Origin of the sequence: Syntrophomonas sp. (genome assembly GCF_028707975.1) — a bacterium.
Lineage (GTDB): Bacteria > Bacillota > Syntrophomonadia > Syntrophomonadales > Syntrophomonadaceae > Syntrophomonas.
Map to the genome: position 1 here is coordinate 1 of NZ_JAQVZX010000068.1, position 9,946 is coordinate 9,946.

12 protein-coding genes are annotated in these 9,946 nt (G+C 45.3%); all 12 read left to right on the top strand.

Annotated elements, in window-relative coordinates; genetic code table 11:
- Window positions 1-413 precede the first annotated feature (413 nt).
- On the top strand, window positions 414-1,667 hold the full coding sequence (locus PHP87_RS08775) for a GspE/PulE family protein (protein WP_299920442.1): 1,254 nt from the start codon (window positions 414-416) through the stop codon (window positions 1,665-1,667).
- 10 nt (window positions 1,668-1,677) lie between these two features.
- The gene (locus PHP87_RS08780) at window positions 1,678-2,727 is read left to right on the top strand and encodes a type IV pilus twitching motility protein PilT (RefSeq protein ID WP_299920461.1); all 1,050 of its coding nucleotides are present in this window, start codon (window positions 1,678-1,680) and stop codon (window positions 2,725-2,727) included.
- Window positions 2,728-2,794: 67 nt separating this feature from the next.
- Window positions 2,795-4,003, top strand: a complete 1,209-nt coding sequence (locus PHP87_RS08785) for a type II secretion system F family protein (RefSeq protein WP_299920444.1) — start codon at window positions 2,795-2,797, stop codon at window positions 4,001-4,003.
- Between the two features lie 90 nt (window positions 4,004-4,093).
- Window positions 4,094-4,516 (top strand): type II secretion system protein, encoded by a 423-nt coding sequence (locus tag PHP87_RS08790; RefSeq protein WP_299920446.1) that lies wholly within the window; start codon window positions 4,094-4,096, stop codon window positions 4,514-4,516.
- 71 nt (window positions 4,517-4,587) lie between these two features.
- Window positions 4,588-5,046: a hypothetical protein gene (locus PHP87_RS08795; RefSeq protein WP_299920448.1), complete on the top strand. Its 459-nt coding sequence runs from the start codon at window positions 4,588-4,590 to the stop codon at window positions 5,044-5,046.
- On the top strand, window positions 5,043-5,513 hold the full coding sequence (locus PHP87_RS08800) for a prepilin-type N-terminal cleavage/methylation domain-containing protein (RefSeq protein ID WP_299920450.1): 471 nt from the start codon (window positions 5,043-5,045) through the stop codon (window positions 5,511-5,513). The genes PHP87_RS08795 and PHP87_RS08800 overlap by 4 nt, the downstream gene beginning before the upstream one ends.
- Window positions 5,514-5,574: 61 nt before the next feature.
- On the top strand, window positions 5,575-6,063 hold the full coding sequence (locus PHP87_RS08805; protein WP_299920462.1) for a pilus assembly PilX N-terminal domain-containing protein: 489 nt from the start codon (window positions 5,575-5,577) through the stop codon (window positions 6,061-6,063).
- Between the two features lie 54 nt (window positions 6,064-6,117).
- Window positions 6,118-6,867: an A24 family peptidase gene (locus PHP87_RS08810; RefSeq protein ID WP_299920452.1), complete on the top strand. Its 750-nt coding sequence runs from the start codon at window positions 6,118-6,120 to the stop codon at window positions 6,865-6,867.
- A 103-nt stretch (window positions 6,868-6,970) separates the two neighbouring features.
- Window positions 6,971-7,966 carry a type IV pilus assembly protein PilM gene (gene pilM / locus PHP87_RS08815; protein ID WP_299920454.1) on the top strand — a complete coding sequence of 332 codons (996 nt, stop codon included), beginning with the start codon at window positions 6,971-6,973 and terminating at the stop codon, window positions 7,964-7,966.
- Window positions 7,963-8,511, top strand: coding sequence for a PilN domain-containing protein (locus PHP87_RS08820; protein ID WP_299920456.1), 549 nt, complete (start codon window positions 7,963-7,965; stop codon window positions 8,509-8,511). The genes pilM and PHP87_RS08820 overlap by 4 nt, the downstream gene beginning before the upstream one ends.
- On the top strand, window positions 8,508-9,290 hold the full coding sequence (locus tag PHP87_RS08825; RefSeq protein WP_299920458.1) for a hypothetical protein: 783 nt from the start codon (window positions 8,508-8,510) through the stop codon (window positions 9,288-9,290). The genes PHP87_RS08820 and PHP87_RS08825 overlap by 4 nt, the downstream gene beginning before the upstream one ends.
- 370 nt (window positions 9,291-9,660) lie before the next feature.
- A partial coding sequence (locus PHP87_RS08830; RefSeq protein ID WP_299920460.1) for a DNA gyrase modulator occupies window positions 9,661-9,946 on the top strand: 286 nt, incomplete at its 3' end.

Consider the following 9,946-nt stretch of genomic DNA (forward strand, 5'->3'; position numbering starts at 1 on the left):
TCCGGGTAATAATTGACCTTATTTTTCTGCAGTACTTCTTTTAATGGAGTAAAATTGCCGGCATCGTCTTCCAAAAAATAGTAATAGCGCCAGAGTTCATCTGTCATTTGATCCGCTCCTTCGGATTAACGATATTTCCAATAATTCATCTAAATTATATTCCCTTTTGAAATAAAATTAAAGGAAGGAAATGGTCGCAAATTTAGATGTTATTGCCTATTTTGTCAAAAGACTATTAAAATAATCTAAATATAGTAGTATTAATAAAAAGGTTTAAAGCCGAGTGAGCAAGACAAGGGATTATGGTTTCACTATCAAATCATAAGATTGCTCTGCTTAGAAATTGCTATCTATTCAAAACATGAGAAAATTCTAATGCTGGGCCTTAAGCTGCATTTGGAGGTTGCCTGGTCATGCCGAAAAATTTGCCGGGGATATACCCGGAGGATCAGAATCTTATCACTACCCCCAAGAACCTCCGTTTTTCAAAGTTTGACCAGGATGCACCTATTGTTCGCCTGGTGAATTCTATCTTGACCCAAGCAGTGGAAGAAGGTTGCAGTGATATTCATATTGAGCCGGAACAGCAGGAGATTAGACTGCGTTTTCGCCTGGATGGTGAGCTATATGAAGCCGCCCGGCTTCCCCATAGCTTACTGGCCGCAATAGTATCCCGGATAAAAATTATGGCAGGAATGGATATTTCGGAAAAGAGGCTGCCGCAGGATGGGCGTTTTCGGGCTAATATTGAAGAGCGCGAAGTAGATTTTCGCTGCTCCACTCTACCTACTGCCTGGGGGGAAAAGCTGGCTTTGCGAATTCTGGACCGGGCTTATGCATTGACGCAAATCAAGCAACTAGGTTTTAGTGCCGATAACCAGGCAAGTTTACTGGCATTGGCTCACCGCTCCCAAGGTATGGTTCTGGTTACCGGCCCTTCCGGTTCCGGTAAAACCACCACTCTTTATTCCATCTTAACCCAAATCAATTCTATAGAGAAAAACATTATCACCCTGGAGGATCCGGTAGAATACACCCTGCCGGGGGTCAATCAGGTACAGATAAATCCTAAAGCCGGGCTGACATTTGCCAGCGGTTTGCGTTCCATATTAAGACAAGACCCTGACATTATCATGGTGGGAGAAATCCGCGATCGGGAAACGGCACGCCTGGCGGTACAGGCTGCTTTAACCGGGCATCTGGTTTTTTCCACCTTGCACACCAATAGTGCTGCTGGAAGTGTTGCCCGCTTAAGGGATATGGGGATAGAAGACTTCCTGCTGGCTTCTTCGCTGGCTGGAGTGGTCTCACAACGACTGGTAAGGCAATTATGTCTCCATTGTCGTCAGGAATTTGTGATGGAAGAACAACTGGCTGAAAAACTGGGTCTGTTGGCAGAGAAAGGAGAGCTTTTCTTTCGCTCACAGGGATGTAAAGCCTGTCGTTATACAGGCTACCGGGGACGAATTGCCTTGCAGGAAATAATGTTTTTAGGGCCGGAGATTCGTGACTTGCTCAACCGGGGGGAGAGTTCGGAAGTACGCATAGAAAAAATGGCAATAGAGGCTGGCATGGTTACCATAATGATTGATGGCATCACTAAAGCCAAAGAGGGCCGGAGTTCTTTGGAAGAAGTAATGAAAGCAATATTCATGGGAGGATTATGATTTGGTTTCTATGAAAGCAGAAGAATTATTAAAGAAAGCTGTGGAAATGGGAGCATCAGATATACACTTGAGCTCTTCCCGACCTCCCTTGTATCGAATAAATGGAAATTTGGGCTCGCTGCCTGAAGATTCACTGTTGAGTGAGGAGGAACTCCAGAAGCTAACGCGAGAAATCATTCCTCATGAGGGTATTATAGAAGCTTTTCAGGAAGGGGGTGAGGTTGATTTTGCGAATTCATTTCCTGGTATAAGTCGCTTTCGGGTCAACCTTTTTAGACAGCGTGGTTCCTGGGCCCTGGCCATACGAATAATACCGATGAAGATTCCGGAATGGAATAACTTGGGCTTGCCTCCAATAGTGAGGGAACTGGCAATGAAGGAAAAAGGACTTATCCTTATAAGCGGGACCAGCGGAAGTGGGAAGTCCACTACCCTGGCGGCTATGATTGACCTCTTGAATCAATCTTGCAACTACCATATTTTAACCCTGGAGGATCCCATAGAGTACTTGCATGCTCACAACCGCTGCATAATTAACCAGAGGGAAATAGGCTCTGATACCGACTCTTTTCCGCAAGGTCTCCGAGCTGCCTTACGCCAGGACCCAGATGTAATCATGTTAGGAGAGATGAGGGATCTGGAAACCATATCTACGGCTATTAGCGCGGCTGAAACCGGTCATCTGGTTCTGGTCTCGCTGCACTCGGGAACTGCGGTACAGACTTTGGAACGGATTATCGATGTCTTTCCCCCCTATCAGCAGACACAGTTGCGCTTACAACTGGCCAATTGCCTGCAGGGCATTATTAACCAGCAACTACTATGCCGAGCTGATGGTAAGGGACGGGTGCTGGCGGTTGAGGTCATGATAGCTACCCCTGCAGTGCGCAACCTTATCCGGGAAAACAAAATACATCAGATTTATTCCACTATGCAAACAGGCAGCTCTTTTGGCATGGTAACCATGGAAAGGGCGCTGAAAAAGCTATGGCATCAGAAGTTGATAAGCGACGAGGAGGCAAAGAGGCGAGATTTGTTCTGGGAAGACAGGCAAGCTTAATGCTTATAGTCTGTCAAGGGGGTTGTCCTTTTGACCCGGACACGGAAGTGAGGAGGGTAAAGGCATTTTGGAATTCGCATATAAGGTTAGGAATACCCGAGGTAAAGTATTAAGAGCCCGTCAGGAAGCCGAAGACCGGGATGCTCTTTTATATAGTCTTCTCCAGCAGGATTACTTTGTCATATCTTTGCGGGAAGTGCATAAATCGAATCCAATAATTAATAGAGACTTGTTTTCGCATAAAGTAAGCAGCAAGGAGATCCTTATATTTACCCGGCAGTTCCTGGCCATGGTTGCGGCTGGTTTTTCCATTCTAAGAGCTTTTAAAATAATGGGAGAAGTAGCCCGTAAGCAAACCCTGAAAAAAGCTTTATTGCAAATTCATAATGATATTGAGCAGGGGCAGGCACTCTGGGTGGCCCTTTCCCAGCATCCCAAAATCTTCTCCAGCATTTATGTACACATGATCAAAGCCGGGGAAATGGGGGGGAAATTAGAAACGGTGCTGGATAGCCTGGGTCAGCACCTGGAAAGGGAACAGGATATAAACGCCAGAATAAAGGCAGCTTCAATATATCCGCTAATCATAACATTATTGGCGCTACTGGTTTTATTTTTCATCGTTTCTTTTATCATGCCTGCATTTGTTAATGTTTTTGAATCAGCCGGGGCAGAGATTCCCCTGCCTACACAAGTGCTTTTCAAGCTGGGACTATTTTTGGCCAAGAACTGGATAACCTTATTACTGGCCTTTATAGCAGCATTCCTGCTATTTAAAGTATGGATACAAACGAGCAGAGGAAAGTGCATTCTGGATAAAGTTCTTTTGCGTCTACCCCTGCTGGGAAGCGTTTTATCCCGAATCATCGTGGCTCGTTTTGCTCGGATCATGGCTACTCTTTTACAGGCAGGAATCCCTATTCTACAGGCCCTGGAAGTGGCTGCAGGGGTAGTGGGCAACGTGGTGGTTAGCCAGGCTATACGCCGAGCCGGGCGGGGGATCAGCGAGGGTGAATCTATTACTTATCCCCTGGAAGCTACCGGTATATTTGATACAATGCTTACGCAGATGATAGCTGTGGGCGAAGAAAGCGGGAGTCTGGATAGCATGTTTGCCCGTATATCAGATTACTATGAACAGGAAGTACTGTATAAGGTAAATATTCTGCTGGTCACAATAGAGCCCGTCATGATACTGTTTGTGGCTCTGCTGGTAACGGGAATTGTAATGGCTACCCTTCTTCCCGTTTTTGACTTAATGAAGATGATGGCCTGAATGCTGTACCCCGCAGGAATGGAATAAAGCAGAGAGAAAAGGGGGTTGCTTAAGCAAAAATACTTTTACTGGATAAAGAGGGGGGAGAGTATGCGTGAATTTTTTGATTTTGACTGCCGAAAAATGGGAGAAAAGGGCTTTACACTGGTGGAATTAATTCTGGTAATGACGATTTTAGGCATTTTAGCTGGAATGGCAGTGCCCCGTTTTGTGGGTGTTTTAGACGCGGCCAAGGAAAAAGCCGATCAGGCTAATATGAAGATAGTTAAAGAGGCAGCCGAGCTCTGGTATATGCAGACCGGACAAAGCGGACCGGTACCGGCAGGTGATGGTGAAAAATTGGACAGTGAGGCTTTTGGTAAGGAAGCGGAAGAAAAGCTGGTACCGGATTATCTCAAAGAGGTTCCCACGAACCCCATGGGTACAGGTGACTATCTATTAAAGATTGATGGACAGGGAAAGGCAGTGGTATCGCATGAGAAAGATCCTTTGGAGACGCCGGCGGAAAAATAAGGTTTCTATACTAGTTGCTCATTGCTTGTGCCAGGAAAGCCAAAAGATAGTGTCAGTTAGGAACGCCTAATTTGAAGCTAAGGATGCGGGGTGACTTTGCGCTGGGGAAGCTGCAACAGGGTTATCTGGGTCAGGAAGCTATGACTTTGCTGGAGGTCTTGCTGGCTCTTGTTTTGTTGACACTAATAGCTAATGTCGCCCTGGCTATATTCACTACTTCAGCCATTTGGATAAAGCATTCCTGCCATGAAAGCACGGCCAGTTATTATGCTGCTTCTCTGCTGGAAGAATTGCGCGAGAAGACTGAAAACATTGAGACTGTTTCGTTGGCAGCGCCAGAGGAACTTGGCCTGGGGGAAGGATATACACCCTCTATACCGCCGGGAATCAGCGCCAAGATTGATATGGAAAGGGTAAATGACATGGACAGGCTTTATCGGGTGCGGGTAACGGTTTGCTGGGACGAGGGAGAGGAAAAGCGCAAGCTCTGCCTGGTGACAATGATAAGAAAAGAGGAGAGCGGCTTGTGAACAGATATAAATCATCGGGTTTTACCCTGGTGGAAGTGCTGCTAGCCCTGAGCCTGGTTTCTCTGTTGGGCTCCGGCCTATTTTTACTTTACTGGGTTATATTAACTGTCGGTGAAAAGCAGTCTGCCAGCTGTGATGCTCATCATTATGCGCGGACTGCAATGCAGTGGATTACCCGGGACATTATTTCTTCCTATCCCCCGGAAGGAGATAGCAGTCTAAATACTGATCAACTAATACTGCATTTGGCTGTAGAGGGAAAAGAAGCGGAAGAAATCCGTTATTTTCTTTACAGCAACAACCTGCGACGCAATAACCTGGCTCTGGTGCAAAATATTAGCTATTTAAACTTCCAGCGCAGCTTGGATTCCGATTTAATCACAGTTACGGTGGAATCTTCTGTAAATGATGAGATTTACCGCCTTACCGCTGCAGCCCGACCTCGTATTACCGCTACTCCGCAGTAACGAGCGAGCCAGGGGCGGAGAGCGGGAAAGAGGCTTGGTGGGGGGCGTTTATTTGCGTATAATGACAGTCCTAAAGAATAAGGATGGAGCTCTCATGCTCATGGTATTAATTGTACTGCTGCTCTGTACTATCCTGGGAATCGGTACTATTGAGCTGGCCAGCCTGGAGAAAAAGCTGAGCTATTATGTGTTTCAATCACAACAGGCTCAACAAGCTGTCGATGCTGGCGTTGAATGGGCTATAGAAGAAATATGGCGCAGGGGCTTGCCAGCTAACTTGGAGGAAGAGCTGGTTATTTCAGATGAGGTTAAGGCCCAGATTAGAGTTCTGGAAAAAGATAGGGACTTTGCCTGTAGCCCGGCTAATTTTGAGGGCAATGAAGAAAAGCTCCCGGAAAACGAAAAGAAAAAGTGCCGCTATTGCTTGACCTCAACGGCGCTTTATTATAAGGCCGAAAAGAAGGTCAAGGTGCAAGTACTATACAGCTATACTGATAGCAGTCCAGAGCCATATGAGAGCGTAGCAATAGAATACTACTGCTTGGAATAAAAATACTGGAAACAGGCCCCAGGTCTTGGAATCTAGGGGATAGGTATCATTATAATGTATTATTATGTATTTATGGCAATATCGTTTCTGCTCCTGGCTTCTTTCCTCAATGTAGTCATTTATCGACTTCCCCGGGGAGAATCTCTTCTCTACCCATCCAGTCATTGTCCTGCCTGCGGCCATAATTTACGTGTTTTAGACCTCTTACCACTGCTCAGCTTCATTTTTTTGCGGGGAAAATGCCGCTATTGTCAAAAAAGAATCCCGGTCCAGTACCCGTTGGTGGAATTTATTACGCCTATTCTCTGGATGCTGGTATTTATGAAATGGGAATTTACCGTTCAAACACTTAGCGGGGTCGTATTTACCGCTATCCTTGTGGCCGCTGCTTTTACCGACATAAACCATGGAATCATACCTGATACTCTAAGCCTTACCGGGCTTATACTGGGTTTAGTTCTGAGTTTCGGTAGCACTGGTATTCTGCAGTCAATTCTGGGAGCTCTTGCTTTTGGCCTTATATTTCTTTTGGCAGCTCTACTTTCCCACGGGGGTATGGGGGGCGGAGATATAAAACTGGCTGCAGTAATAGGAGCATTTACTGGCGTTAAGGGAGCCATAATGGTTTTTATTATCTCTTCCTTGTTGGGAGGATTGTGGGTTTTACCGTTATTGATCCGGGGCAAGGCAGGGCTTAGAACACCCATCAAGTTTGCCCCCTTTTTGGCGGTAGCTGCCTGGCTGATATGGATGTATCAGATGGAAATAATGAGTTTTTATTGGAATATGCTTTGGAGGCTTTGATGAAAGGGTCAGGAAGCCAAAGCCATAATTATAAGTCTTGGTTTGTGCCTGTAGGCACAACCAAGAATGAAATATTTTAAGTAATAATTGGGGAGGAATAATCATGCTTTTCCGGGCCACTGGAATCGGTTTGGATATAGGCAGTAAAAAAATCAAGCTGGCCAGGGTAAGGAAAACAAAAAAGGGCCTGGAGCTTATGAATTATGCCTCATTGCCAACGCCAAGCGGGGTGATTGAGCACGGTAAGATTATAGGCCCGGTAGAATTAGGAAAAGAAATTTCCCAACTAGTCAATAAGCTGGCTTGGAAAGGCCAAAAGGTAATTTCAGCTTTATCCAGTCAAGAGATATTCCAGCATAATTTTATTATGCCGAGAATGAGTAGGAGGGAAAGCAGGGAAGCAGCCCTGTACCGAGCCTCTTCATTTCTCCCCTTTCCTCTGGAAGAAGCAGCTTTCGATATTTTTTTCTTAAGGAATTTTGAAAACAGTGAAGGCCGTAAAAGGGAAGTCTTTTTCGCAGCCGCTCACCGCCTGCAGGTGGAGCATTTAAAGACCATTTGCGCCTTGGCCGGGTTACGCCTGGCAGTAGTGGAAATTCCCGCCCTGGCCCTTAGGCGGCTTTGGAATGACAGCAACGGAATTGATTTAATAGCCTTCTTAAATATTGGCTTTTCGGACTCTTGTTTTTCGGTTTTTACGCAGCAGAAACTCCTTTATCAGAGGAGCTTTGCTTCCTTCTATGAAGAATTAATATCCATAGCAGGCAATGATAATAATTTAGAGGAAGTGGATATGGCTAAGAACCTTCAAGTTCAAGAGCTTATGGAGCAATTTGGGGCCAGGGTAAGATATACGATGAATCTATTCCAGCGACAAGAAAGAGAAATGATAATAGGGCAAATCATTTTGTGCGGTGGAGGAGCGCGGCTTAAGAGTATGGATGAGTATTTAAGTGTGATTCTGGATTGCCAGGTGCAGTTGGCCAATCTGCCGAGCATTTTAGTTTTGCCCCCAGAGATTGATCAGGAAAGGCATCAAGAGATAATCTGCGAATTCCCCCTGGCAATAGGACTGGCTGGCAGGGGGGTGCTGGGATGAGGCGTCATTCCCGAATATCCATCAACCTCCTAAATAAAGCAGAAGTCAATAAGCAGAAAGTTGCGTTCATCTCAGGAATTATAGTACTTTTGCTACTGAGTGGGGGGATGTATTGCTTTTACCACTCGGCTCATCAGGAAATGCTGCTACAGGAAAAGCACAATAAAAATCTACAGGCAAGAGCCCAAGAGCTATTGCCTCTGGCTTTTGCTGGGAGGATTCAAGAAGAACAGGAGGAAAATGCCTGGCAAAGGCGAAAGATCCTGGATGAGACTCGCCTGCAACAGATATCTTATGTTGAAATTTTTAAGGAAATAGAGAGAAGTATTCCCCCAGGTGTAGTGATACTGGGAATAGAGATTGAAAAGGGGAGGATAGCAATTCAGGGGCTTGCCGCTGACCACCAGGAGCTATCCTTCTTAATGGCTGGAATGAGGGGAAAAAGCTCCTTTGGGTATCCTAAATTGCTTTCTTCCAATATTAATGAAGATGGACAAGAACTAGAGTTCAGAGTAGAAGTAAACTGGGGGGGAGAAGCAGATTGAAGCTATCAAAACGCGAAATAGTCTTAAGCTGTTTCCTGGGAATTATGGCCGTAACATATCTTTTTAACAGCTTTTCTTTGCTACCTTTAAAAGAGAAAGCCGAGCGTTTGAGGGACGAAAATCAGGCTTTGCAGGCCAAAATCCAGCAAGAAGAAAAACTTATTAGGGATCAGAATTACTTGAGCAGCAGCTGTGATTGGCTGCAGGGTGAACGCCATAAGATGGAAATTGCCATCCCCTCCTCCCCCTGTGTTCCGGAAATACTAAGTTTTTTACATAATAGAGCAGGTGAAAATGGGGTCAATATCATATCGTTAAGGTATTTGCAGCTTGGAAGCGTTAGGAAGAGCGGTGAGACCGGGCCAAGCCCAAAAGGGGAAGGAAAGTTACAAGAATTGGATTTAAGAATTACCGCCAAAGGATCCTACCCGAGCCTGCTCAATTTTATATCTGCTATAGAAGAATCTCCGCGTGTTTTTGTCATTAAGCAGTGCAAAATGTACGTCAAACGGGTGCAAATGGCGGATGAAGCCGTAGGCCAGGTGGAAAGCCAGCAGGAAGAAAGCATAGAGCAAAATGAAACTGAGCAGGTAGGAACCCTAGCAGCTCCTTCAGTGCAGATGGTACAGAATTCGGCAGCTTATGAAGTTGAGAATATAGTTTTAAACCTGGTTGTTTCCTCTTTTTTTGATGAGAGACCGTTGTCTTTGGATAGTGAACAAGGAGAAGATGAAAAGAATTCGCAGTTAAAGGGAGAGCGTAATCCCTTTGTCAGATAGATAGCGTAAAAAATGCATTTTGTGATTCCCCTGCAAAAACCCCTTTTTGTTGCATAAGGGTTGCATAAATATACAAAGCGAGCGTTGGCGAAGCATGGATGCAGCACCCTGCGGGTACTCCTCTGATGTTCCATCCTTCGGATGTCACTATTAAGGTTGCACCGGCGAAGGCGAGTAGTGAAATGGAGGTTCAAAATCTCTGAAAGGATTGTAAATAGCTTTTTGGAGTAGAATAAAGATTAGTATATAATGGGATAGAAGGAAAGATGCTTGAGCATGGGGAAAATGGAGCGAGTATATTTATGCAAGCGAAATAATTTTTATGATTTTTTGCAGTGACATCAAAATAGAAGGAAGCAGGAGGAAATTCATGTTAGAAAAATCCGTACTGCAGAGGGTTTTAGATGAAGCCATGAAAAAGGGCGGCGACTTTGCCGAACTTTATTATGAAGAAAAACAAACGAGTCAAGTAATCTATGAAGATGAGCGGGTGGATAAAATCACCAGCGGCCGGGAAAAAGGGGCCGGCATCCGGGTGATTAAAGACGGCAACACCGCTTATGTATATACCAGTGATTTGTCGGAAGAGGGGCTGTGTAAAGCCGCATCAACAGCCAGCAAGGCCTTGGGAAAGGCTGAGCCAGGCCAGGAAAAAG

Bases quoted from the DNA above. Each gene is read 5' to 3' on its own strand.
- PHP87_RS08810 (WP_299920452.1), top strand. From the start codon at position 6,118: ATGTATTATTATGTATTTATGGCAATATCGTTTCTGCTCCTGGCTTCT.
- PHP87_RS08790 (WP_299920446.1), top strand. From the start codon at position 4,094: ATGCGTGAATTTTTTGATTTTGACTGCCGAAAAATGGGAGAAAAGGGC.
- PHP87_RS08775 (WP_299920442.1), top strand. From the start codon at position 414: ATGCCGAAAAATTTGCCGGGGATATACCCGGAGGATCAGAATCTTATC.
- PHP87_RS08820 (WP_299920456.1), top strand. From the start codon at position 7,963: ATGAGGCGTCATTCCCGAATATCCATCAACCTCCTAAATAAAGCAGAA.
- pilM (WP_299920454.1), top strand. From the start codon at position 6,971: ATGCTTTTCCGGGCCACTGGAATCGGTTTGGATATAGGCAGTAAAAAA.
- PHP87_RS08805 (WP_299920462.1), top strand. From the start codon at position 5,575: ATGACAGTCCTAAAGAATAAGGATGGAGCTCTCATGCTCATGGTATTA.
- PHP87_RS08780 (WP_299920461.1), top strand. From the start codon at position 1,678: ATGAAAGCAGAAGAATTATTAAAGAAAGCTGTGGAAATGGGAGCATCA.